This is a genomic window from Citrobacter sp. Cpo032, from assembly GCF_030332975.1.
In the GTDB taxonomy this organism is placed as follows: Bacteria; Pseudomonadota; Gammaproteobacteria; order Enterobacterales; family Enterobacteriaceae; genus Citrobacter; species Citrobacter portucalensis.
Genome location: NZ_JAOWGU010000048.1, coordinates 26,946 through 51,685, shown reverse-complemented (window position 1 = coordinate 51,685; position 24,740 = coordinate 26,946). Strand labels below are relative to the sequence as shown.

Genomic DNA, 24,740 nt, shown 5'->3' with positions numbered 1-24,740 from the left:
ATTATTAGCGTCAATGTCATTGTAACGTTACCCCGTTTGTTCAGGGTGTGGCAAAGCAGCGCGAAGTATGACCGGATACCACAGAAATTCACTAAACTTTCTGATATCCTTGCAGCGCATTTGCATTATTAACCAGAGGCTTTACATCGTTTATGTCCGGCTGGCCACGAATTTACTACAAATTACTGAATTTACCATTAAGCGTCCTGGTAAAAAGCAAGTCTATTCCAGCAGAACCTGCTCCGGAATTGGGACTCGATACTTCGCGTCCCATTATGTACGTCCTACCGTACAATTCGAAAGCTGACTTGCTGACGCTGCGTGCCCAATGTCTGGTGCACGACCTCCCCGATCCCCTGGAACCACTAGAGATAGACGGAACGCTGTTACCGCGCTACGTGTTTATTCACGGCGGTCCGCGTGTATTCACCTATTACACGCCGAAAGAAGAGTCCATCAAGCTGTTCCACAACTATCTCGACTTGCATCGCAGCAATCCAGATCTGGATGTGCAGATGGTGCCAGTTTCGGTGATGTTTGGCCGTGCGCCAGGGCGTGAAAAAGGCGAGGTCAATCCGCCGTTACGTATGCTAAACGGCGTACAGAAATTCTTTGCGGTGTCCTGGTTGGGTCGCGACAGTTTTGTCCGCTTCTCCCCGTCGGTCTCTCTGCGCCGTATGGCGGATGAACACGGTACGGATAAGATCATCGCTCAGAAGCTGGCACGCGTGGCGCGTATGCACTTTGCTCGCCAGCGCCTGGCCGCTGTCGGCCCGCGCCTCCCTGCCCGCCAGGATCTGTTTAATAAGCTGTTAGCTTCAAAAGCGATCGCTCGTGCGGTAGAAGATGAAGCGCGCAGTAAAAAAATCTCCCACGAAAAAGCGCAGCAAAATGCCATTGCGCTGATGGAAGAGATTGCCGCCAACTTCTCCTACGAAATGATTCGTTTGACGGACCGTATTCTGGGCTTTACCTGGAACCGTCTGTATCAGGGGATTAACGTTCACAATGCTGAACGTGTACGCCAGTTGGCGCACGATGGGCATGAAATCGTGTACGTTCCGTGCCACCGCAGCCATATGGACTATATGCTGCTGTCGTACGTTCTGTACCACCAGGGTCTGGTGCCGCCGCACATCGCAGCCGGTATCAACCTGAACTTCTGGCCAGCGGGTCCGATTTTCCGCCGTCTGGGCGCGTTCTTTATTCGTCGTACCTTCAAGGGCAACAAGCTCTATTCTACCGTTTTCCGCGAATACCTGGGCGAGCTGTTCAGCCGCGGCTACTCGGTTGAGTACTTTGTCGAAGGGGGCCGTTCACGTACCGGTCGTCTGCTCGACCCGAAAACCGGCACGCTGTCGATGACTATTCAGGCGATGCTGCGCGGCGGTACACGTCCGATTACCCTCGTTCCTATTTACATCGGCTATGAGCACGTAATGGAAGTGGGCACCTACGCAAAAGAGCTGCGTGGCGCGACGAAAGAGAAAGAAAGCCTGCCGCAAATGCTGCGTGGCTTAAGCAAGCTGCGTAACCTGGGTCAGGGCTACGTCAACTTTGGTGAACCAATGCCATTGATGACTTACCTCAACCAGCATGTGCCGGAGTGGCGTGAATCTATCGACCCTATCGAGTCTATCCGCCCGGCCTGGCTGACGCCGACGGTGAATAACATTGCCGCCGATTTGATGGTGCGCATTAACAACGCAGGCGCGGCCAACGCCATGAACCTGTGCTGTACTGCTTTACTGGCCTCTCGCCAGCGCTCTCTGACCCGTGAACAGCTGACCGAACAACTCGACTGCTACCTGAGCCTGCTGCGCAACGTGCCGTATGCTGCGGATTCGACGGTGCCGGCACAGAGCGCCAGTGAACTGATCGACCACGCCTTGCAGATGAACAAGTTTGAGGTCGAGAAAGACACCATCGGTGACATCATTATTCTGCCGCGCGAGCAGGCGGTCTTGATGACTTACTACCGCAATAACATTGCGCATATGCTGGTTCTGCCTTCTTTGATGGCAGCCATTGTGACTCAGCATCGTCGTATTTCACGCGCCGCGTTGCAGCAGCATATTGATGCGCTGTACCCGATGTTAAAAGCGGAGCTGTTCTTACGCTGGGAGCGTGATGAGCTTGCCGGGGTGATTGACGAACTGGCCAGCGAAATGCAGCGCCAGGGACTCATCACCCTGACCGATGACGAACTGCATATCAATCCAGCCCGCTCCCGCACGCTACAGCTGCTGGCCGCAGGTGCTCGCGAGACGTTGCAGCGCTACGCCATTACCTTCTGGCTGCTGAGCGCGAACCCGTCCATCAACCGTGGCACGCTGGAGAAAGAAAGCCGCACCGTGGCGCAACGCCTCTCAGTGCTGCACGGCATTAACGCGCCGGAATTCTTCGATAAAGCCGTGTTCAGCTCTCTGGTGCTGACGCTGCGTGACGAGGGATTCATCAGCGATACCGGAGATGCCGAACCGGAAGAGACGATGAAGATCTATCAGATGCTGGCCGAACTGGTCACGTCAGATGTGCGTCTGACCATCGAGAGCGCCACTCAGGGCGAGTAAGCATAAAAAAACCGGTCGGAATGACCGGTTTTTTATTTTGCAGGCTAAGCCAAAATCAAAAATGCCAGTAGCTCATTGCCAGGCCTAAGAACAGCACCAGGCCGACGTAGTTATTGTTCATAAACGCTTTAAAGCAGGCATCACGTTCACGGTTAACGATCAGTTTCTGCTGATAGACAAACAGCGCGCCCGCCACCAACAGAGACCAGTAATAGCCCAGTCCCAACCCGTTTAACCAGCCCACCTGCGCCATCAGCACCAGCACGCCTACCTGCAAAATACCAATAATCAGCTTGTCGTTCTGACCGAACAGGATCGCGGTCGATTTAATGCCGATCTTCAGGTCATCATCCCGGTCAACCATGGCGTACTGCGTATCATAGGCCACCGCCCAGAGAATATTCGCAAGGAACATCAGCCAGCAACTCAGCGGTACGGATTCACTCACGGCGGCGAACGCCATCGGGATCGACCAGCCAAACGCCGCCCCCAGCACCACCTGCGGCAGATGCGTATAGCGCTTCATAAACGGGTAAACCCACGCTAATGCTAATGCCGCAACGGACAACAAAATGGTCATCGTGTTGAGGGTCAAAACCAGCAGGAAGGCCAGCAGCACCAGTACCACAAACAGCGTTCGGGCTTCTTTCTCGGTGACAGCCCCACTCGGCAGCGGTCGATTCGCGGTGCGTTTGACGTGCCCGTCAAATTTCCTGTCGGCATAATCATTCACCACGCATCCGGCGGCGCGCATTAACCAAACGCCAGCGACAAAAACCGCCAGAATCCACAGTTGCGGCATGCCTGGGGTCGCCACCCACAGAGCCCACAGCGTAGGCCAGAGCAGCAGTAAGGCGCCGATTGGCTTATCCGTACGCATCAAGCGGTGAAACGCCAGCAGCTTATTCTGCGTCAGACTCCACTCCATCTTTATTTTCCTCTCAGTACAACGGCGACGCAGGCAGAAAAAGCTCGGTAAGCATCAGTGGCTTACCGCTCAGCCGCAGGCGGGAACGACGCCCCCACAGCGCTGCATCGCGGCCAATCTCAATAAAATCTCGGGTCAATGTCGATGACGTAAACAGGTAGCGTCCGAGCGGGGTTTTCCCCAGGTTCTGTAAGGCCAGTTCAGGGCCGCACAAGGTTGATTCAGGCACCACGGTACGCCCAGCAAGCCAGGGTTCACCATCCGCGCATAACAGGATTTCGCGTAACCAATAGCGGGACTCTTTGGGCAGCAGAGTCAGTTCTTCAGCCACCTCATTTTGCCCAACGAACGCTTCGCGAATCAACGTGACGGTGACTTCTTTGCCCTGCTGCTCAAAACGTTTGGTCATGGAATCTTCCAGTAACAACCAGTCGAGCAGTTGGGCGTCCAGCGCCGGAATCGCATCAAAATAACGCAGCGCACGCAGTTGCGTTAACGCAGGGTGTGGCATGCCTTACTCTCCGATTTATAACCTAAAGGCATTGTATCGCAGAAAAGGCATTACGGGGTGAGCAAACACGATTAAGTGATCGGTAGGGCAACATAAGTGTAACAATTCGCACCGAAGGATAAAAAAAGGTGCGCCAGGAGACGCACCAGTTGTTGCAAAATCAACAATGTGGGGAGATGTTTACCCCTTGCCTTTTACACTGCTGATAAAGGTGGATCGGGCAGATTTGGATCCCAGACGTTCCGCTTCATCAAGCAGCTTCAGCGCTTTATCAACATCGCCTTTTGCAACTGCATCCTTAATCGCCTGATTAAAATAGCTTTCCGTGTCGTTCAGCATCGGCTCACTTTTCTTCACCGGCTGCGGCGCTGGAGCGGCAACGGCTGCTGCCGGAGCCGCATAAGTCACTGCAGGCGCAGCGGTATTGCCGACAGTGACAGGGCCAGGGCCGGAAGAACCGAACAGCGGCCCCACCAACACACTGGAGGACGAGCTGGTTTTGACTTTTAATTTCAACAGACCATCGGTGGTGTGGCGGGCGATCGGGTCCGGAATATCGGGAACAGCGTTACCGACGCCCTTGGCATAAGCTTTCGCCGGGTCGAGCAGGGTCGTGGTCTGCTGGAGATCTTTATCTGTGGTAAAGACCAGAACATACAGTTTTTGCTGGCCCAGCGCTGGCGTCAGACGCATTACGCCTTCCAGACGATCGGCACTCATCACGCCGGGCTCCTGGTAGGTGAAATAGCTGCTGGGGAAGAACGCAGATGGCGTCATGTTCTGATCAAGAATTAAGACGTTTGGCGCAAATACGCTGGTTTGTTTGTTCACTTCACTGGACAGCGTCAGGGTCAGTTCGCCAATGTTCGCCGGTACGCTATAGGCCGCGACCGGGCCAGTAATACCAGCAACATCCAAACGCTGGCCCGCGCTCGCAAGCTGCGTGGACTGAGTTTTGGATTGATCAACGGGCGTCCAGGTTAGCTGTTGCAACGCAGCTGTAGGAATAACAGGCGCCGCGGTAGTGTTCTGCGGAACAATATTCACATCGGCCAGGCTGATGCCAGGCGCGCTGGCAAATAACCCTGCAGATAAACAAAGGGCAACGAGACTTTTCTTCATTTTCATTGTTATCACCTCAGATAGCATGGGTTCAGCGGTGGCCAGGCAATAGCGCGCTAAACCGTAATCAAGAGGGGCTTACGCCCCTCTTTCGGTCTTTACGTCAGGTTAGTGCTGAATTACCACCAGATTTCCATCTGAGCACCGAAGGACCACTCATCGCTGTCGCCACGGCTGGTTGTGCTGATACCAGAGTTCGTTGCAGCTGCGTATTTAGATACGTTGTTACCATTTTTAACGTAGCCCCATTCTTCATCCCATTTGGCATAGGTTGCAAAGACGCGGATTGCCGGACGAGACCAGATGCTGTCGCCTGCCTGCCACTGTTGCGCCAGGGTGATTTTGTATTGGCTGTTGCGATCGCCAGTCTGTTGAGATTTGACGTTGTCGTAGCCGACTTCCATCAGGGTGCTCATGATTGGTGTCCATTTGTACATCGGACGAATACCCACGGTGTACCATTCAGTACCCAGGTCGTTATCCATGTCGATATTCTGATACATACCGACGTACATCAGGTCCCACTTGTCGCCCAGAGAGATAGCACCGTGGTCAAGTACGCGCACCAGGCTACCGTTGTTATTGATGTTGCTGTTTACATGATGGATAACGGGATCATTTGGTGTTGCCTGGGTATCGAAGGTTGAACCGTAAGTACCCTGCGAGCCACCTTTACCCTGCGTGGTCATCGCATCAGTTGCATACTGAACCACGAACTTGTTATAGCCCTTCAGCATGCTCTGAGTATGTTCTGCAGTGAACATCCAGCCATCTTTAGAAGCGCTATCCGCGTAGCTATAACCGTCAGTTTTATTCGCACGACCGTAGTCAACACCCAGTTCCAGCATGCCGTCCGGGTTAATGGCCATCTGCGCTAAACGCATGTCGAATACGTCGTTCGCAGTATCTTTGGATGTGTCGTAGATATTCTGGCTACTGAAGGTGTAAGAACCACCCGCTTCCTGAGAACGGGTTGCGGCCAGAGACAGTTTACCGAAGCCCAGATCGATGTTTTCAATACCGGCACCAGGACCTGAAATATCCCAGTAGTAGAAGTCGATCATGTGGACGTCATGACGCTGATAGAAACGTTTACCGGCCCAGATGGTGGAACCCGGCAGCCATTCAATCAGGTTTTTACCCTGCACGTTGGCTTCGCGGAAAGCAGGATCGGTCGCTTCCCAGTCATTTTGCTGTGCAACGGAGTAGGCAACGTTAGTGTCGAAGTAGAAGCTCTTATCGCCCTCTTTCCACACTTCCTGACCTAATTTAATTTCCGCATAGGTTTCACATTCGTTACCAAGACGGTATTTACTTTGTGCACCTGTTGCCTGGAAACATTGTTGTTCACCGCCGCTACCTGTCCAGCCAATGCCGGAACGAGCATAACCATGGAAATCCACAGCCATTGCCTGAACAGACATAATGCCTGCTGCTACAGCAACCGCCAGAGGGAGTTTGCGCAGAGTAATCATCGTTCTATCTCCTGAGATCATTGCTTTTCTTTGAACGCTTCACCTTGACGGATTTGCGTTTTTTTTAATGGGACACCTTAAACGCCCGGCTCTTGGTGCAACCGACGACATGCAGTGCCATCCTCACGGAACAGATGGCAACGCTCTGGCGGCAGGCCGATAGCGAATGTGGCACCCTCTTCTACCAACACCACGTCGTTCTGGCGGTAAACCAGGTTTTGACGGATGGCGGGGATCTGGATATGAATTTGTGTTTCGTGACCAAGCTGCTCGACCACCTGCACTTCACCTTCGAGGGTGACATCGGCGATATCGCTGGGCAGCAGATGTTCCGGGCGGATACCTAAAGACATGTTGGCGCCAACCTGTACCGCATGGCTGTCTACCGGGAGCCAGACTTGCTGGCGGTTTGGTAATTCAACCTGCACCTGGTCAATCGCCGTTGCGGTAACTTTCACAGGCAGGAAGTTCATTTTTGGCGAACCGATAAAGCCCGCGACAAAGCGGTCAGCCGGGTAGTGATACAGTTCCAGAGGCTTACCAACCTGCGCGACGCGACCGGCATCCAGCACCACAATTTTGTCGGCCAGCGTCATCGCTTCGACCTGATCGTGGGTGACGTAAATCATCGTGCGGCCGAGACGTTTATGCAGGCGGGATATTTCAATACGCATCTGCACGCGCAGAGCAGCGTCGAGGTTCGACAGTGGTTCGTCCAGCAGGAATACGCGCGGTTCGGCGACCAGCGTACGGCCAATCGCCACACGCTGACGTTGTCCGCCGGAAAGCGCTTTCGGTTTACGCTCCAGCAGGTGCGCCAGTTGCAGAACTTCCGCAACCTGATTCACGCGCTGGTTCATCACCTCTTTTTTCGCCCCGGCCAGTTTGAGGCCGAACGACATGTTCTCCGCGACAGACAAATGGGGATACAACGCGTAGGACTGAAAGACCATGCCCACACCGCGTTCGGCGGGCGGAATGTCGTTCATCCGGGTCTCCCCGATAAACAGGTCACCACTGGTGATGGTTTCAAGTCCGGCGATCATACGCAGCAAGGTCGACTTACCGCAGCCTGACGGTCCGACAAACACCACGAATTCCCCTTCGTGAATGTCGAGATTGATATCTTTCGATACCACCACGTCACCCCAGGCTTTCGTTACATTTCGTAGCTGTACGCTCGCCATGCCCTTCTCCCTTCGTTACAACCTGTCATCGACAGCAACATTCATGATGGGCTGACTATGCGCGATCCCTTGACTGCGTGAATCCTCCACCCCCCGGCTTTTTTATGGGGGAGGAGGCGGGAGGATGAGAGAGCAGCGTCTGAGACCCGGGCCACCAGCCTCAGAGGAATTTCGTGATGCAGCCTGCAAAAATCGGTGGGTTTTTATGTGCGCCAGTACGCAATACTCACATTTATGTAACACAGATCACATAAAGAGCGGGTGGGGCGTAGGGGTAAGGAGGATGGAAAGAGGTTGTCGTATAAAGAAACTAGTAACCGTTAAGCCACCTCTGCAAAATCACCAAACAGGATGGGAACTATGAAAATCAAAACTGGCGCACGCATCCTCGCATTGTCTGCATTAACGACGATGATGTTTTCCGCCTCGGCTCTCGCCAAGATTGAAGAAGGTAAGCTGGTTATCTGGATTAACGGCGACAAAGGCTATAACGGCCTCGCTGAAGTGGGCAAAAAATTCGAGAAAGACACCGGGATCAAAGTCACTATTGAGCACCCTGACAAACTGGAAGAGAAATTCCCGCAGGTTGCCGCGACTGGCGACGGTCCGGACATCATCTTCTGGGCACATGACCGTTTTGGCGGCTACGCTCAGTCTGGCCTGCTGGCTGAAATCACGCCTGACAAAGCGTTCCTGGACAAGCTCTATCCGTTCACCTGGGATGCCGTACGCTATAACGGCAAACTGATTGCCTACCCGATCGCCGTGGAAGCGCTGTCGCTGATTTACAACAAAGACCTCGTTCCAAATCCACCGAAAACCTGGGAAGAAATTCCTGCACTGGATAAAGAGCTGAAGGCGAAAGGTAAATCCGCGCTGATGTTCAACCTGCAAGAACCGTACTTCACCTGGCCGCTGATTGCCGCCGACGGCGGTTACGCGTTCAAGTTTGAAAACGGCAAGTACGACGTGAAAGATGTTGGCGTGGATAGCGCTGGCGCGAAAGCGGGTCTGACCTTCCTGGTTGATCTGATCAAGAACAAACACATGAACGCGGATACCGATTACTCCATCGCCGAAGCGGCCTTTAACAAAGGCGATACCGCGATGACCATCAACGGTCCGTGGGCGTGGTCCAACATCGATAAGAGCAAAATCAACTACGGCGTCACGCTACTGCCAACCTTCAAAGGCAAAGCGTCTAAACCGTTTGTTGGCGTTCTGAGCGCCGGTATCAACGCCGCCAGCCCGAACAAAGAACTGGCGAAAGAGTTCCTCGAAAACTACCTGCTGACCGATCAAGGTCTGGATGAAGTGAACAAGGACAAACCGCTGGGCGCCGTTGCGCTGAAATCCTTCCAGGATCAGTTAGCGAAAGACCCACGTATCGCCGCCACCATGGATAACGCCCAGAAAGGCGAAATCATGCCGAACATCCCACAGATGTCCGCATTCTGGTATGCCGTTCGTACCGCAGTGATCAACGCAGCCAGCGGCCGTCAGACCGTCGATGCCGCACTGAAGGACGCGCAGGGTCGTATCACCAAGTAATGCAGTTGTGAACGTGCCGGATGGCGGCATAAATGCCTTATCCGGCCTACAGGGTATGTAGGCCTGATAAGCGCAGCGCCATCAGGCACGCTGACCAACAGGTTTTCATTGTTGTTGAGGATTGAACCCCATGGATGTCATTAAAAAGAAACACTGGTGGCAAAGCGACACGCTGAAATGGTCAGTGATGGGTCTGCTTGGGCTGCTGGTCGGTTACCTTGTTGTTTTGATGTACGCTCAGGGGGAGTACCTGTTTGCCATCATGACGCTGATTTTAAGCTCTGCTGGCCTGTATATTTTCGCTAACCGTAAAGCCTATGCCTGGCGCTATGTTTACCCGGGCGTTGCCGGTATGGGGCTGTTTGTCCTGTTTCCGCTGGTTTGTACGATCGCCATTGCTTTTACCAACTACAGCAGTACCAACCAGCTGACATTTGAACGTGCTCAGGAAGTCCTGATGGATCGTTCGTACCAGGCTGGCAAAACCTACAACTTTGGCCTGTATCCGGCGGGTGATGAGTGGCAACTGGCCCTCACCGACGGTGAAACCGGCAAGAATTACCTTTCTGACGCCTTTAAATTTGGCGGCGAGCAGAAACTGCAACTGAAAGAAGCCGAGGCGCTACCGGCAGGCGAACGTGCAACGCTGCGTATCATCACGCAGAATCGCCAGGCGCTTACCCAATTGACCGCCATCCTGCCGGATGAAAGCAAAGTTACCATGAGTTCGCTGCGCCAGTTTTCCGGCACGCAGCCACTTTATACACTCACTGAAGACGGCACTCTCACCAACAGCCAGAGCGGCGTAAAATACCGCGCCAACAACGATATTGGTTATTATCAGGCGATTAACGCTGACGGTAGCTGGGGTAGCGAAAAACTCAGCCCGGGCTACACCGTTGCCATCGGCTGGGATAACTTCACCCGCGTGTTTACCGACGAAGGCATCCAGAAACCATTCTTCGCCATCTTCGTCTGGACGGTGGTCTTCTCGGTACTGACCGTTATTTTGACCGTTGCCGTGGGCATGGTGCTGGCCTGTCTCGTACAGTGGGAGTCTCTCAAAGGCAAAGCGATTTACCGCGTCCTGCTGATTCTTCCGTATGCCGTACCGTCGTTTATCTCGATTCTGATTTTCAAGGGCTTATTCAACCAGAGCTTTGGTGAAATCAACATGATGCTGAGCGCGCTGTTTGGCATCAAACCGGCCTGGTTCAGCGACCCAACCACCGCGCGTTCGATGATTATTATCGTCAACACCTGGCTCGGTTATCCATACATGATGATCCTGTGCATGGGTCTGCTGAAAGCGATTCCTGACGACCTATATGAAGCCTCGGCGATGGATGGCGCAGGTCCGTTCCAGAACTTCTTTAAGATTACGCTACCGCTGCTGATTAAGCCGCTGACGCCGCTGATGATCGCCAGCTTCGCCTTTAACTTTAACAACTTCGTGCTGATTCAGCTGTTGACCAACGGTGGTCCGGACCGTCTTGGTACCACCACACCAGCCGGTTATACCGACCTGCTCGTGAGCTACACCTACCGTATCGCCTTTGAAGGCGGCGGTGGTCAGGACTTCGGTCTGGCGGCGGCGATTGCCACGCTGATCTTCCTGCTGGTTGGTGCGCTGGCGATTGTGAACCTGAAAGCCACACGTATGAAGTTTGATTAAGGGAGATAACGACAATGGCTATGGTCCAACCGAAATCACAAAAGTTACGTTTATTCGCAACGCACTTAGGGCTGCTGATTTTTATCGCGGCGATCATGTTCCCGCTGCTGATGGTTATCGCTATCTCGCTGCGCGAAGGTAACTTTGCCACCGGCAGCCTGATCCCGGAAAACATCTCCTGGGAACACTGGAAACTGGCGCTGGGCTTTAGCGTTGAACACGCGGATGGCCGCGTGACGCCACCGCCGTTCCCGGTACTGTTATGGCTGTGGAACTCGGTGAAAGTGGCCAGCATTACCGCGATCGGTATCGTGACGCTTTCCACTACCTGTGCTTACGCCTTTGCTCGTATGCGTTTCCCGGGCAAAGCAACCCTGCTGAAAGGGATGCTGATTTTCCAGATGTTCCCGGCGGTGCTGTCTCTGGTCGCGTTGTATGCTTTGTTTGATCGCCTGGGCCAGTACATTCCGTTTATCGGCCTGAACACGCACGGCGGCGTGATCTTCGCCTACCTCGGCGGTATTGCGCTGCATGTATGGACGATAAAGGGCTATTTCGAAACTATCGATGGTTCACTGGAAGAAGCGGCCGCGCTGGATGGCGCTACGCCATGGCAGGCATTCCGCCTGGTGCTGCTGCCGCTTTCCGTTCCGATTCTGGCGGTCGTGTTTATTCTGTCTTTCATTGCCGCTATTACCGAAGTACCGGTCGCGTCACTGCTGCTGCGTGATGTGAACAGCTACACCCTTGCGGTAGGTATGCAGCAGTACCTCAATCCACAGAACTATTTGTGGGGCGACTTTGCCGCCGCGGCTGTACTTTCCGCTATTCCGATCACTCTGGTGTTCTTGCTGGCGCAGCGCTGGCTAGTCAACGGTCTGACCGCGGGTGGTGTGAAAGGTTAAGTTTTACCGAAGTACCTGCCCGGCAACGGGCAATGCCACTGCAACCCTCAACTTATGTTATCCCAACCTGTGACTGTTATTCGGCGCTCTACGGAGCGCCCTTTTTTTATGTTATTTTGCATCACTGTTACGATTATTTCCTTTCGTGCTCTCCATCACTGCAATTCTATTTCCTGTCTGAATATAGATAAATTAAACAGAATTAAGATCACAGAAAAGACAAAACGTAATTGCAATGTAAAAAATGATAATTGTCTTCCCTGCCTGTTAAATTCACCATCACGACACTGATCAAAAGAGCTGTATCCTCTAAGGCAGGTCTGAATGAACTCTCAATATAATTCCAGTTATATTTTTTCGATTACATTAGTGGCAACGTTAGGAGGGCTATTATTCGGCTACGACACTGCGGTCATATCCGGAACGGTAGAATCCCTGAATACTGTGTTTGTCGCGCCACAACATTTAAGTGAATCCGCCGCCAACTCGCTGTTGGGCTTTTGCGTCGCCAGTGCGTTGATAGGCTGCATCATCGGCGGTGCACTGGGCGGCTATTGCAGTAACCGGTTTGGCCGCCGGGACTCGCTGAAAATTGCGGCTCTGCTGTTCTTTATTTCCGGTATTGGTTCCGCCTGGCCGGAATTAGGCTTTACGACGATTAATCCTGATAATTCCGTACCTGTTTATTTGGCCGGATACGTTCCCGAATTTGTTATTTATCGTATCATTGGTGGTATTGGCGTAGGTTTAGCCTCAATGCTCTCACCAATGTATATTGCTGAACTGGCACCCGCACATATTCGTGGAAAACTGGTGTCATTTAACCAATTCGCCATTATTTTTGGTCAACTGTTGGTGTATTGCGTTAACTATTTTATCGCCCGTTCTGGCGACGCTAACTGGTTGAATACCGATGGCTGGCGCTATATGTTTGCGTCCGAAAGTATTCCCGCCCTGCTGTTTTTACTGCTGCTGTACACCGTGCCAGAAAGCCCGCGCTGGCTAATGGCGCGTGGCAGACACGAGCAGGCGGAAGGTATTCTGCGCAAAATTATGGGCAGCACCCTCGCCACCCAGGCCATGCAGGAGATCAATCAGTCTCTGGACCATGGTCGTAAAACCGGTGGTCGCCTGCTGATGTTTGGCGCAGGCGTTATCGTCATCGGCGTAATGCTGTCTATCTTCCAGCAATTCGTCGGTATTAACGTCGTGCTCTACTACGCCCCAGAGGTGTTTAAAACGCTGGGAGCCAGCACCGATGTGGCGCTGTTACAGACCATCATTGTTGGCGTGATCAACCTGAGCTTTACCGTGCTGGCGATTATGACGGTGGATAAATTTGGTCGCAAACCGCTGCAGATTATTGGCGCTCTGGGCATGGCCATCGGTATGTTCAGCCTCGGTACCGCGTTTTATACCCAGGCTTCCGGGCTGGTTGCACTGCTGTCGATGCTGTTTTACGTCGCCGCATTCGCCATGTCCTGGGGACCGGTTTGCTGGGTGCTGCTGGCAGAAATCTTCCCCAATGCGATTCGCGGCAAAGCGCTCGCCATTGCGGTGGCCGCACAATGGCTGGCGAACTATTTCGTCTCCTGGACCTTCCCGATGATGGACAAAAATTCGTGGCTGGTTTCCCATTTTCACAACGGTTTCTCCTACTGGATTTACGGTTGTATGGGTATTCTGGCGGCGCTGTTTATGTGGAAGTTTGTACCGGAAACCAAAGGCAAAACGCTGGAAGAACTTGAAGAACTGTGGGAACCCGCCGCAGAGAAAACCCAGCCTGCCTCTGCGCAGTAATCCTGACCTGCAACACGCCGCAGCCCGATTGCGGCGTGTTGTCTTTTACTCTCGCTTCAGCCGTTTTGAATTACACAGCCACAAGGTGATCACCAGCAGCAGGATCGCCGCGGAATAGATCAGCACATCCATCGGTGCTTTATGATCGACAATGATCAACCGCACAATCGCGGTGATCCCGATATAAACAAAATAGCGCAACGGAAAGTGAAACCCCGACTGAAAGTACTTCACAATCAGCGCGATAAATTCAAAATAGAGGAAGTAAACCACCAGCCCTTCCACCAGCTCATACTTGCTGGTTTGTTCCGGCGCGAACAGCACATCCGCCAGATGCAGCGTTTCTTTCCCGAGGAATACAACCAGGATCAGGCCCAGACTCAGCAGTCCCAGATTCAACACGGTCTGTAAGATGGTGGAGATAAACTCCACTCGCGGACGAGATAGCGACGTCATAACAGCACCTCTTACTCAGTGGCGAGGTTCATGTATAACGCAAAAATGTGACAGAGATCTACATTTTTTGTTTATGTTTTGTGCAAGAAAGGTCAGCGGGGAATGATGAATGTCACGACACATTTCACAGGATGAAGTATGCAGCTAAGACAATCCGCTGTCCGCAACGTGACCTGCGGTGAGAACGTGGTAATTTATGAACCCGCAAATCTCTACAATTGCACATTGGGTGACAACGTTTTTGTCGGGCCATTTGTTGAAATCCAGGGTAATACGCAAATTGGCGCAGACAGCAAAATTCAGTCGCACACCTTCATCTGCGAATATGTCACCCTGGGCGCCCGCTGTTTTATCGGTCATGGCGTGATGTTCGCCAACGATATGTTTCGCGAAGGAAAACCCAACGCCGACCGCAACAGTTGGGGAAGAATTTCGATTGGCAACGATGTCTCAATCGGCAGTGGAGCGACCATTCTGGCGGTCACCATCTGCGATGGCGCGGTCATCGGTGCGGGGAGCGTGGTGACCAAATCGATCACCGAGAAAGGCGTGTATGCAGGAAACCCGGCAAAATTATTGCGTCGCCTGTAACTTGCCTGCTGACGGCGTAAATGCCTTATCCGGCCTGCAGTACAGGCAGTTTGTAGGCCGGATAAGCGTAGCGCCATCCGGCTGGCAAACGGCTCGATTAACGGAAGTTTTCACTTCTGTCGCTGGTCATGTCGTACAAACCAAACTTACGTCCAAGCTGCTGGCCGCCATCTCGCGTTAGCGGCGTCCAGCCAATCGCCGCACGGCTGCGGGTCGGACCTGACGAGAACAGATCCAGCGGCACGGATACGTACACCCCTTTGGTAAAATCACCCTCTCCGTACTCATCCGGCGAGGCGTCGGTGATGGTCGCATAGCCGCCTACCACAACGCCGCTGTCAAAGCGCTTCGCCACTTCCAGCGTTCCGCCCTTATCTCCCGCCAGATACTGGCCCACGCTGGCTTTCACCAGTACATCCTGAGCGAATGACGGATTCCAGTACGCCGTCAAATGCCCGGTCTTCACGCTGTAGTCGGTGAATTTCATCATGTCCTGCGCGCTACGCCAGTCACGCTGTTTCACGTAGTTGGCATCAACACCAAACGCCCAGTTGCTGTCCAGCGGACGATACAGCACTTCTGCCCCCGCTCCGCCGTACATGGTTTCCAGATAACCAGCGTAAACCTGTCCGTAGAACCCGTTTCCGAGTGACTGGAAGTAGTTGGCCTGTAGGTTATTCACGTAGACATCGTTTTGCACATACTCGCGCACATGGGTACGCACTCGTGGCAAATGCGAATCCTGCGGCGGGTTGGTGTAGTTAAATTTGTCATAGTTATTGGCGAGGTTGGCGAACAAACTCCCGGTGGTCAGCAGGTGATCGGTAACCCACCAATCCGCCGTTCCCATCACGCCCAACTGATACATATAGAAGTTTTCCGGGCCGCCCACCGACTGGTTAAGCACCGGATCGATGTGGAAATCGAAGCGTGACTTATCGATATACCAGCCCTGCTCGGTCTTTTTCGGCACCACGGGCTCAACACGTTTTTGCGCCAGCTGGGTTTCATGGCCCAACGGTTCACCTTCCAGATGACGCTTGAGGCTGGAAACCTCCGTTTCGGTCGTCACCTGCGGCAAGTTAAGACGATTTTCCGTAATACGGATCGTGCGGATCCCGTCGGGAAGATCGTTCATCACGATCCGGTTGGCACGTTCGATCCCTTCGCGCGAATCACGGTATTTCACCTGTTCACCGGTCACATACAGCGTATCGCCCTGCACCTGAATTTTAGGATCGGCCAGTCCGGCGTTATATTTCAGCAGCGTTAGCTGATTCGCCACCACCGAATGTTGCAGGATGGCATCCTGCGGCTGTGGCTGATATTTCGGGCGGGCGTTGTCGTTATAGTTTGGCCGCAGATCGTTGAAGTTAGTCCGCAGCGTGACCCCAAACATAAAGGTGTTCCCGCGCTCATAGCTGAGGTTAACGTCGGCCCAATCGGTGACGCGATAAATAGCGCCGACGTTAAACTTGCTCTTCTGATCCAGCTTGCCCGCAAAATCCTGCTGGTAATTGTTTCCCTCATACTCCAGTTTCAGACGCAACGGCTGCCAGGGTGTCTGATACTCGACGCCGCCAAACAGTGATGCCGGGCCGTGGAACATCTGGCTGCCGTCAATAGAACCGGCCTGCTTGTAGCTGTTATCGCGATAGCAGAATTTATCGCTGTATGAGCAAAACGGATTGCTGACGTTACCGCTGGTCCCGAGATATCCCCAGCCCAGGCCAAGCGAGAAATCAAACGGCCCCCAGGCTTTATTCGCCACAATATACTCCGCATCGAACAGGCCAGTTCCGCCAATATCTCGCGCGCCAACCGCCACCTGCGGCATCCAGTAGCTCTCTTCCCACAGTCGTAGTTTGAGATCAAAAGCTTTATCCTTGTAAGTCTGATCGCCAGAAAACGACTCCACGCTACTGTATTTTTTGGTACGCACATCGGTGTAGCGCAGCGTGGTTTCCAGCCACGGGAAGAGCTGCACCGACGCAGAGTAGTAGCGGTACTGATCGTTATCGCGGTAATTGAGGCTCATTTCGCCCTCACGTGCCATGCGTGCGGTTGGGGTTTGCAGCAGCCCCACGCCGCCAAAATCGGACTGCGAAGGTCCAATGGGCGCGGGCCAGGTTTCACCGTGGCAGGCAACGCTTACGCCCAGCGCCAGTAAGCTGAGCAGGTAAGTTTTTCTCATTATTCGGGTATCCGCTGGGTCAGGGTGCGAAGAATGTCGGCATTAATTTCATCCGGGGTGCTGCTCCAGACAGCATCAGAGAGTCCGACATAAATGATGCTGCCGGGCATCGGCTCAACGTGACGTTTGTTCCAGTAAGCGACCGGTACTTTTTGCGTGCGCCCGTCAGGATAGATAACCCAGGCGAAGCTACGATCCGCGCCGCTGAGCCGACTTTGCCCATCGAGATAACTGGCAACATCACGCCCGGGCATAAACGGTTGTTTACCCGGATGGCTTAGCAGGCCAAACAGCGTGATATGCGTTGGCTGCGCTCCGACCCACAGCGTGTAATTGCCCTGCAACGGCGGGTTGCCTCGCTCGCTGACGCGCACAACATCCGGGTCAAGATTAATCATCTGCCTGCCGGTCACCTTCAGCGCCTGAATCCGCTGGCGTAATGTGTTGATAGCCTCGGCATCGTCACCGCTTTCTTCAGCACTCAGCGCTGCCAGACGAGCCAGTAATGTCTGCTGTTGGCGTTCTGCCGCCGCCGTTGCCCGCTCTTCGCTGATGACCGCTCCGGGCCACCAGCTATTGCTCAACCGCGGCTGTCCAACCAGGTCGAGCAGATGTTCGGCCCCGGTCAGCGTTTTTGGCTCTTCGCTGGCGGAGGTAAAGACCTTAACGCTGCCCGCAGCAAAAACAGACGCTGCGCTCAGGCCCAACAGCAGCGCCATAACGGCTCGTTTGATCATGATTTTGCCGCCTTAATCAGCGTGGTTTTCACCGGGAAGTAATGCGCGCCAAGATACTGTTCCGACTGGCGAATCTGCCCTTCACTGTCGATCCAGTAGCGGTTATGCCAGCGCGTTTGATCGGTAGTTATCTCTTCATCGAGGATCCGTACCGGGGTGTCATCGCTGCCGACCTTGATGGTGTCTGCGCCATCCCATTTGAAAACCGATCGCGCGGTGGCATAGCGTACCTGCTGATGTTCAGTCCAGCCCATTGTGCGGGTCCACGTTGCGCCATCGACTATCTGATTGGGTTTGATGAGTGGGTCTTCCGCCAGATTATTCACCTCAATTAGGTTGCCCCCGCCGAGATGCGTTTTCACAATGCGCCCATGCTGCGTGACGAGAATAGCCCGATCCTGAGTCACCCATTTCTGCTGTCCGTTTTCCGCAAACGCGAGTACCACAAACAGTTGGGGACCGCCGTTTAGCTGCATATACTGGCTGGCGTAGGGCATATTTTGGATTTCATCGTCCGTCATCTGTACGCCGGGAGTACCAAACACGCTATCCCACAGCGAATGCCCCAACTCTTCGGTGGTGGCTGAGCACGCCTGCAGTAACAGGCAAACCATTATGAGCGCTGGTCGCTTCACGACGTTTCTCCGCATTATTGCCGGGTGGCGCAACGCTTATCCGGCCTACAAATCCCACATACTTTTGGCAATTCAAAATAACCACACCGAAGTGTGGTTAGAATTAAACGTACCTTTATTACTGGGTACTGGTGGTTGTGGTGGTTGTGGTTCCGGTATTAGAACCATCGCCGCCACCGGTCGCCGCCAGGGCGACCCCCACTGCAGAACTTACGGTGCTCACGCTGGTTGCGGAGGAACTTCCTGCCGAAACCGACGCGGCAGCCGACCCTGCTGCCTCACCCACCTGAACGGGGGCGGCATAGACAGAAGTCGCCGCAAGCGCAGATATAGCCCACAGGCCATACAGAACTTTTTTCATCACAAATTCCCTTCATTGTATGAATGGAGATTTACCCAAAAGAATTTCGGGCGAGATCGAGTATACACAAGCCAAAGTGTGCAAATTACGCCACGCGGGAATTTAGGATAATTAGATAACGAAAGGAAAAATGATTAAAAAATACAACAAAAACAATTAAATCAATAAATTAAAATATAAAAATTAAAATGCAATATCCGGTAAATCCGAAAACATCAGAAATTGAATAACATTAATAAAATTATTTTAGGATTAAGCTCAATTAAAGTATGAAGTTAAAACGTAGATATCCTGGAGCATTCTTATAAAAAAGCCGATATTAATATCGGCTTTTTATTTCATTAATGCCGGATGCGGCTAAACGCCTTATCCGGCCTACAAGTGTGTGCTATCAGGCACGCCAGGACTTATAACGGTTAATCAAACCGTTGGTAGAACTGTCGTGGCTGCTCACTTCGGAACCATCTTTCAGCTCTGGCAGAATGCGGTTCGCCAGCTGTTTGCCCAGCTCAACGCCCCACTGGTCAAAGGTGAAGATGTTCAGGATAGCGCCCTGAGTGAAGATTTTGTGTTCGTACAGTGCAATCAGCGCACCCAGGCTGAACGGCGTGATTTCGCGCAGCAGAATGGAGTTCGTTGGGCGGTTACCTTCGAACACTTTGAACGGCACAACGTGGTCCAACGTTGCCGGATCTTTACCCTGGTCGCGGTATTCCTGCTCAACCACTTCACGAGATTTACCGAATGCCAGCGCTTCGGTTTGCGCGAAGAAGTTAGACAGCAGTTTCGGATGGTGATCCGACAGCGGGTTGTGGGTGATAGCCGGCGCGATGAAATCGCATGGAACCATTTTGGTGCCCTGGTGGATCAGCTGGTAGAACGCATGCTGGCCGTTAGTACCCGGCTCACCCCAGATGATTGGGCCAGTCTGGTAATCCACCGCATTGCCGTTACGGTCAACGTATTTACCGTTGGATTCCATGTTACCCTGCTGGAAGTAGGCCGCGAAACGGTGCATATACTGGTCATACGGCAGAATCGCTTCGGTTTCGGCACCGAAGAAGTTGTTGTACCAGATACCGATCAGCGCCAGCAGCACCGGCAGGTTTTTCTCAGCCGGAGTGGTGGAGAAGTGTTTGTCCATCGCATGCGCGCCGGAGAGCAGCTCAACAAAGTTGTCGAAGCCTACGGACAGGATGATGGACAGACCGATTGCAGACCACAGGGAGTAACGACCGCCAACCCAGTCCCAGAACTCGAACATATTGGCAGTATCAATACCAAACTCGCCAACCGCTTTACCGTTAGTGGAGAGCGCAGCGAAGTGTTTGGCAACGTGCTTGTTGTCGCCTGCGGTCGCCAGGAACCAATCACGCGCGCTGTGGGCGTTGGTCATGGTTTCCTGGGTGGTGAAGGTTTTGGAAGCGACCAGGAACAGCGTGGTTTCCGGGTTCACTTTCTTCAGCACTTCGGCAATGTGCGTACCATCGACGTTAGACACAAAGTGCATGTTCAGGTGATTTTTGTACGGACGCAGCGCTTCAGTCACCATGAACGGGCCGAGGTCAGAACCGCCGATACCGATGTTTACTACATCAGTGATGGCTTTACCGGTATAGCCTTTCCAGCTTCCGGAGATGATCGCTTCAGAGAAGGATTTCATCTTCTCCAGCACAGCATTCACTTCCGGCATGACATCTTTGCCGTCAACGATGATAGGCGTATTGCTACGGTTGCGTAGCGCCACGTGCAGCACGGCACGGTCTTCAGTGCGGTTGATTTTCTCACCGGAGAACATGGACTTGATGGCACCCGCCAAATCGGTTTCTTTCGCCAGATCCTGCAGTTTAGCCAGCGTCTCTTCAGTGATGCGGTTTTTGGAGAAATCCACCAGCATCAAATCGTCAAACGTCGCGGAAAACTTAGTGAAACGATCGCTATCTTTCGCGAAAAGATCCGCGATAGTAACGTCTTTCATTTCTTCAAAGTGTTTTTGTAGTGCCTGCCAGGCTGAGGTCTGCGTTGGATTGATGTTTTTCATTAGCAATACTCTTCTGATTTTGAGAATTGTGACTGAGATCGATTGTAACGCCAGTCACAGAAAAGTGTGATTGTTTTAATGCCATTGCCAGGGCATCCGCCAAACGTGGCTAAAAAGTATAGCGGTTATCAGCGTTGTTATTAGTACCGTTACTCAACGCAGTTGCAGCATGAAAAATCCGCATAATCCCAGCGTTGACAGTGCAAGCTACACATTTTATTTATAAATACGGTATTTGCATTTGCGCCTGCACCGGTTTCTGTTCTGCCTTATGTGCCATGGTCGCTCTATTCATTCCCTGACACGAGGTAGTTATGACTGATGTAGTTGTCTCCAAATTTGGCGGTACCAGCGTGGCGGATTTTGATGCCATGAATCGCAGCGCTGATGTAGTACTTTCTGATGCTAACGTCCGTGTAGTGGTACTTTCCGCTTCTGCGGGAATCACCAACCTGCTGGTCGCACTGGCTGAAGGGCTGGAGCCAACCGCGCGCTTCGAAAAACTCGATGCCATTCGTCAAATTCAGTTCAATATTCTGGAACGCCTGCGTTATCCAAACGTGATACGTGAAGAGATCGACCGTCTGCTGGAAAACATCACCACGCTGGCAGAAGCAGCGTCACTGGCGACCTCAACCGCGCTGACCGACGAACTGGTTAGCCACGGTGAACTGATGTCTACCCTGCTGTTCGTCGAGATCCTGCGTGAACGCAACGTGCAGGCGCAGTGGTTTGACGTACGTAAAGTGATGCGCACCAACGATCGTTTTGGCCGCGCAGAACCTGACGTCGCGGCGCTGGCCGAACTGGCAACGCTCCAGTTGGCCCCGCGTCTGAGCGAAGGTCTGGTGATTACTCAGGGCTTTATCGGCAGTGAAGGTAAAGGCCGCACCACCACGTTGGGGCGCGGCGGGAGCGATTATACGGCTGCCCTGCTGGCCGAAGCGCTGCACGCCACGCGCGTCGATATCTGGACCGATGTTCCTGGCATTTACACGACCGATCCCCGCGTTGTTCCGGCGGCGCAGCGTATTGATGAAATCGCCTTTGAAGAGGCCGCAGAAATGGCGACCTTTGGCGCGAAAGTGCTGCACCCGGCAACGTTGTTACCTGCCGTACGTAGCGATATCCCGGTGTTTGTTGGCTCCAGTAAGGATCCAAAAGCAGGCGGTACGCTGGTATGCAATAAAACCGCGAATCCACCGCTGTTCCGGGCGCTGGCACTGCGTCGTAAGCAAACGCTGCTGACGCTGCATAGCCTGAATATGCTGCACTCTCGCGGCTTTTTGGCGGAAGTGTTCGGCATTCTGGCACGCCACAATATTTCGGTCGATTTAATTACCACATCCGAAGTCAGCGTGGCGCTGACGCTGGATACCACCGGTTCGACCTCCACCGGCGATACACTGTTAACACAGTCTCTGCTGATGGAACTGTCTGCCCTGTGTCGGGTTGAAGTGGAAGAAGGCCTGGCGCTGGTGGCACTGATTGGCAACGACCTGTCCAAAGCCTGTGGCGTGGGTAAAGAGGTGTTCGGCGTACTGGAGCCATTCAACATCCGCATGATTTGCTACGGCGCGTCCAGCCATAACCTGTGCTTCCTGGTGCCCGGTACTGAAGCCGAACAGGTGGTACAGAAGCTGCACCATAATTTGTTTGAGTGAGTAGATGCCAACGCCCGATGGCTCTTGTCCCATCGGGCATTTTCACCGCATCACCGTTTCATATAACAATCTGTCCAACTCCCTGACATCGCCTTCCCGACTATCCGGTAACGTCGGCGGAATCTCTCCTCTTTCCAGCTCGGCGCGGATAAACGCATGCAACAGTGGACGACGCGGGCCGTATTCCGCTTCACCCGCACACTGCTTGCGCTCCAGCAGCTCATCAATTTCCTGACGCAATGGCGCATCCAGTTCACTTCCCGCCAGCAGATCGGCAAAACGCATCGGTGGCACGCCTTTCCCCTCCTCCACCCAACGCACCGCCAGCAGCGGGCGAATGACGTAAAAGTACTTTTTCAATCGCACGTCGTCACCTTGCAGATAGCCACGGAAGTTTTTCCGCGCCATCGAGTAGTAGTGCCAGCGGGCACGTAGCGGGGAAAACCATTTGGGCACCAACGCTTTCAGCGCCGACACGGTCACTTCATCCTGTTGATAGACCACTGGCGAATCCAGCCACTCAATAAGCGTAGGGTTTGCGCCTTTCAGTAATCCCAGCGCCTTGCGCCATTCCCAGCCGCAGACGTCCAGCTCATCATCTATCGGCAACTCGATAACATCTCGTGGCGCTTCAACCCGCAGATACCACTCAGGCGGATGAACATAGAGAAATCGCACGTCGTAGTCGCTGTCCGGCGAGGCAAATCCCCAGCCACGACTGCCGGATTCACAGGCATACAGCACCCTGACGCCATAGCGCTGCTCTACCTCTTTTAGCTGGCGCAATACCCTTTCGCGCATCGCGCCGTCCACTGTGTTGTAGCTCATTATTCTTATCCTTTTATGTTCACAAGGCCGTGCAGCACCTGGTCCAGGCCTCCGAACACCGAGATTTTATCGATACGTTCAGCGACTCTTTCAAGGGTTTCCAGCTCTTTTAAGCGCAGCGCCACCGGGTTGTTTTCCATCACTTTCGCGGTATTCAACAGCGATCGCGTCGCGGCAGTCTCTTCACGACGGCGGATCACGTTGGCCTGGGCGGATTTCTCAGCTTCAACCAGTTGGGACAGGATGGCCTTCATATCCCCCGGCAGGACAATATCTTTCACGCCGAGCGAAGCGACCTCTATACCAAACGGCGTCATTCGGGCTTTCACCTGTGCGCTCACCACCTCATCGATCACCTGCTTATCTTCCAGCAGCTCGTCCAGCGTGCGCGTTCCCACCGCTTCCCGCAGGGCAAACTGCAATTCGCGGTAAAGGTGATCCAGCGGTTTGGTTAGTTGGCCAAAAGCCAGCAACACATCTCCATAACGCCAGTTTGCGGCCAGATTTAAACGCAGGTTGACCTTATCCTTGGTCAGGATCTCTTGTCCACCGACCTCCAGTACCTGTAAACGAGTATCAACAACTTCGGCTTCAATCAGATGGTTTACCTTCCAGTATGCGGTCAACCCCGGCGGCAACAGCGTCTGGGTTTCGCCATCAATTTTCAGCACACCAACATGCCACGCAGGAACCTGTACCGTTAAGATAGCTTCACGACCTTTCACCGTACCGTTACGTCGTGGCTGTAGCACTGCATTCATCACCTCAACCGGTACCGAAACCTGACGCGTATCCATACGCACCAGCTTCAGTGCTTCCTCTGCGCGCCAATACAGACGGCGCGTTCCCGGTGGCAAAATTTCCTGCAAGACGCCGTTCACATACAGCGCACCCGCTTCGGTATCGGTTAAATCGGCCACCACACAGTACTGCTCCACCCATGCTGGCTGGAAGCGACGTAAATACTCCGCAAGCGCTTCCGGAATTTCGCTGCCATCGGTATTGATCACCAGAACATCCGGTGTGTTAAACCATGGCAAACGGTGTTCACCTGCATCCAGTACCTGATAGTAATCACCCTGTCGGGATAACAGGCCAAGCTGGCCTTTACGAATAGTGATTTTTTTCTTCATTTTTTATTCCTTATTGTGAGTCAGGTGCGGGTGCAGGGGCGAAGCGGCAGGGGAATTCCCTTTTGCCTGTCGCACGGCATCTTTACCGGCAGCCTGTTCTGGAGCGTGCTAACTGCGCATCGCTCCGTTTTATTTCTATGATTAACAACCAGTTTTCATTCGGAGGATGAAATTGGGAATCGAACCCACTGTGTGTCAGCGGCTGACGGAACACTCCCGGAAAACAGCCTGTGCCGTTCCTGACGTGCCGGCGGGGTTTAACCCCCTGCGTTTTCAGCGTGATTGACGTAAGAGTTATTGCCAGAAGCGTGCCAGAAATGAAAATCGTCAGAATTTATTTTTAATAAATTGATTTATATAAATTTAATTGTTG

General features: G+C 53.2%; 20 protein-coding genes. 7 read left to right on the top strand and 13 right to left on the bottom strand.

Annotation, left to right across the window (positions count from 1 at the left end):
• Window positions 1–152: 152 nt before the first annotated feature.
• Window positions 153–2,573, top strand: a complete 2,421-nt coding sequence (plsB, locus tag OGY33_RS18160) for a glycerol-3-phosphate 1-O-acyltransferase PlsB (protein ID WP_008786919.1) — start codon at window positions 153–155, stop codon at window positions 2,571–2,573.
• A gap of 55 nt (window positions 2,574–2,628) precedes the next feature.
• Here the strand turns inward: plsB and ubiA are convergent, their stop codons facing one another.
• The 5 genes from ubiA to malK all read right to left on the bottom strand — a co-directional run bounded on the left by ubiA (window position 2,629) and on the right by malK (window position 7,796).
• Entirely contained in the window at window positions 2,629–3,501 is an 873-nt protein-coding gene (gene ubiA / locus OGY33_RS18155) for a 4-hydroxybenzoate octaprenyltransferase (protein ID WP_191238938.1), read from the bottom strand.
• Window positions 3,502–3,514: 13 nt separating this feature from the next.
• Entirely contained in the window at window positions 3,515–4,012 is a 498-nt protein-coding gene (gene ubiC, locus OGY33_RS18150; protein ID WP_032942095.1) for a chorismate lyase, read from the bottom strand.
• Between the two features lie 180 nt (window positions 4,013–4,192).
• On the bottom strand, window positions 4,193–5,140 hold the full coding sequence (gene malM, locus OGY33_RS18145) for a maltose operon protein MalM (protein ID WP_191238939.1): 948 nt from the start codon (window positions 5,138–5,140) through the stop codon (window positions 4,193–4,195).
• A gap of 113 nt (window positions 5,141–5,253) precedes the next feature.
• Window positions 5,254–6,609 carry a maltoporin gene (locus tag OGY33_RS18140; RefSeq protein WP_191238940.1) on the bottom strand — a complete coding sequence of 452 codons (1,356 nt, stop codon included), beginning with the start codon at window positions 6,607–6,609 and terminating at the stop codon, window positions 5,254–5,256.
• 77 nt (window positions 6,610–6,686) lie between these two features.
• Window positions 6,687–7,796, bottom strand: coding sequence for a maltose/maltodextrin ABC transporter ATP-binding protein MalK (gene malK / locus OGY33_RS18135; RefSeq protein ID WP_008786916.1), 1,110 nt, complete (start codon window positions 7,794–7,796; stop codon window positions 6,687–6,689).
• Between the two features lie 360 nt (window positions 7,797–8,156).
• Here malK and malE point away from each other — a divergent pair, with 360 nt between their 5' ends.
• The 4 genes from malE (at window position 8,157) to xylE (ending at window position 13,727) form a co-directional block, all read left to right on the top strand.
• A complete protein-coding gene (gene malE, locus OGY33_RS18130) occupies window positions 8,157–9,347 on the top strand; it encodes a maltose/maltodextrin ABC transporter substrate-binding protein MalE (RefSeq protein WP_191238941.1) in 1,191 nt (396 codons plus the stop codon).
• 130 nt (window positions 9,348–9,477) lie between these two features.
• Window positions 9,478–11,022, top strand: coding sequence for a maltose ABC transporter permease MalF (malF, locus tag OGY33_RS18125; protein WP_048215136.1), 1,545 nt, complete (start codon window positions 9,478–9,480; stop codon window positions 11,020–11,022).
• Between the two features lie 14 nt (window positions 11,023–11,036).
• Complete coding sequence (malG, locus tag OGY33_RS18120; RefSeq protein ID WP_003826575.1) at window positions 11,037–11,927, top strand: maltose ABC transporter permease MalG; 891 nt, start codon at window positions 11,037–11,039, stop codon at window positions 11,925–11,927.
• A 324-nt stretch (window positions 11,928–12,251) separates the two neighbouring features.
• On the top strand, window positions 12,252–13,727 hold the full coding sequence (gene xylE / locus OGY33_RS18115) for a D-xylose transporter XylE (RefSeq protein ID WP_032942091.1): 1,476 nt from the start codon (window positions 12,252–12,254) through the stop codon (window positions 13,725–13,727).
• Between the two features lie 45 nt (window positions 13,728–13,772).
• Here xylE and psiE read toward each other — a convergent pair whose 3' ends face one another.
• On the bottom strand, window positions 13,773–14,183 hold the full coding sequence (gene psiE, locus OGY33_RS18110) for a phosphate-starvation-inducible protein PsiE (RefSeq protein WP_003031674.1): 411 nt from the start codon (window positions 14,181–14,183) through the stop codon (window positions 13,773–13,775).
• A gap of 138 nt (window positions 14,184–14,321) precedes the next feature.
• Here psiE and OGY33_RS18105 point away from each other — a divergent pair, with 138 nt between their 5' ends.
• Entirely contained in the window at window positions 14,322–14,774 is a 453-nt protein-coding gene (locus OGY33_RS18105; protein WP_008786912.1) for an acyltransferase, read from the top strand.
• A 97-nt stretch (window positions 14,775–14,871) separates the two neighbouring features.
• On the opposite strand, the gene OGY33_RS18100 is transcribed toward OGY33_RS18105, so the two are convergent.
• The 5 genes from OGY33_RS18100 to pgi form a co-directional block, all read right to left on the bottom strand.
• A complete protein-coding gene (locus OGY33_RS18100; RefSeq protein ID WP_168978983.1) occupies window positions 14,872–16,968 on the bottom strand; it encodes a YjbH domain-containing protein in 2,097 nt (698 codons plus the stop codon).
• Window positions 16,968–17,705, bottom strand: coding sequence for a capsule biosynthesis GfcC family protein (locus OGY33_RS18095; protein ID WP_191238942.1), 738 nt, complete (start codon window positions 17,703–17,705; stop codon window positions 16,968–16,970). The genes OGY33_RS18100 and OGY33_RS18095 overlap by 1 nt, the downstream gene beginning before the upstream one ends.
• On the bottom strand, window positions 17,702–18,340 hold the full coding sequence (locus OGY33_RS18090) for a YjbF family lipoprotein (RefSeq protein WP_191238943.1): 639 nt from the start codon (window positions 18,338–18,340) through the stop codon (window positions 17,702–17,704). Before OGY33_RS18090 ends, OGY33_RS18095 begins: the two co-directional genes overlap by 4 nt.
• Window positions 18,341–18,458: 118 nt before the next feature.
• Window positions 18,459–18,701 carry an exopolysaccharide production protein YjbE gene (yjbE, locus tag OGY33_RS18085; protein WP_003826562.1) on the bottom strand — a complete coding sequence of 81 codons (243 nt, stop codon included), beginning with the start codon at window positions 18,699–18,701 and terminating at the stop codon, window positions 18,459–18,461.
• Window positions 18,702–19,092: 391 nt separating this feature from the next.
• Window positions 19,093–20,742, bottom strand: coding sequence for a glucose-6-phosphate isomerase (gene pgi / locus OGY33_RS18080; RefSeq protein WP_003826559.1), 1,650 nt, complete (start codon window positions 20,740–20,742; stop codon window positions 19,093–19,095).
• 314 nt (window positions 20,743–21,056) lie between these two features.
• Here pgi and lysC point away from each other — a divergent pair, with 314 nt between their 5' ends.
• Window positions 21,057–22,406: a lysine-sensitive aspartokinase 3 gene (gene lysC, locus OGY33_RS18075; RefSeq protein ID WP_032942084.1), complete on the top strand. Its 1,350-nt coding sequence runs from the start codon at window positions 21,057–21,059 to the stop codon at window positions 22,404–22,406.
• Window positions 22,407–22,448: 42 nt separating this feature from the next.
• On the opposite strand, the gene OGY33_RS18070 is transcribed toward lysC, so the two are convergent.
• Together OGY33_RS18070 and OGY33_RS18065 are read right to left on the bottom strand one after the other, a co-directional pair.
• Window positions 22,449–23,234 carry a nucleotidyltransferase domain-containing protein gene (locus tag OGY33_RS18070; protein ID WP_168978985.1) on the bottom strand — a complete coding sequence of 262 codons (786 nt, stop codon included), beginning with the start codon at window positions 23,232–23,234 and terminating at the stop codon, window positions 22,449–22,451.
• Window positions 23,235–23,239: 5 nt separating this feature from the next.
• A complete protein-coding gene (locus OGY33_RS18065; protein WP_048236364.1) occupies window positions 23,240–24,367 on the bottom strand; it encodes a slipin family protein in 1,128 nt (375 codons plus the stop codon).
• Window positions 24,368–24,740: the final 373 nt, after the last annotated feature.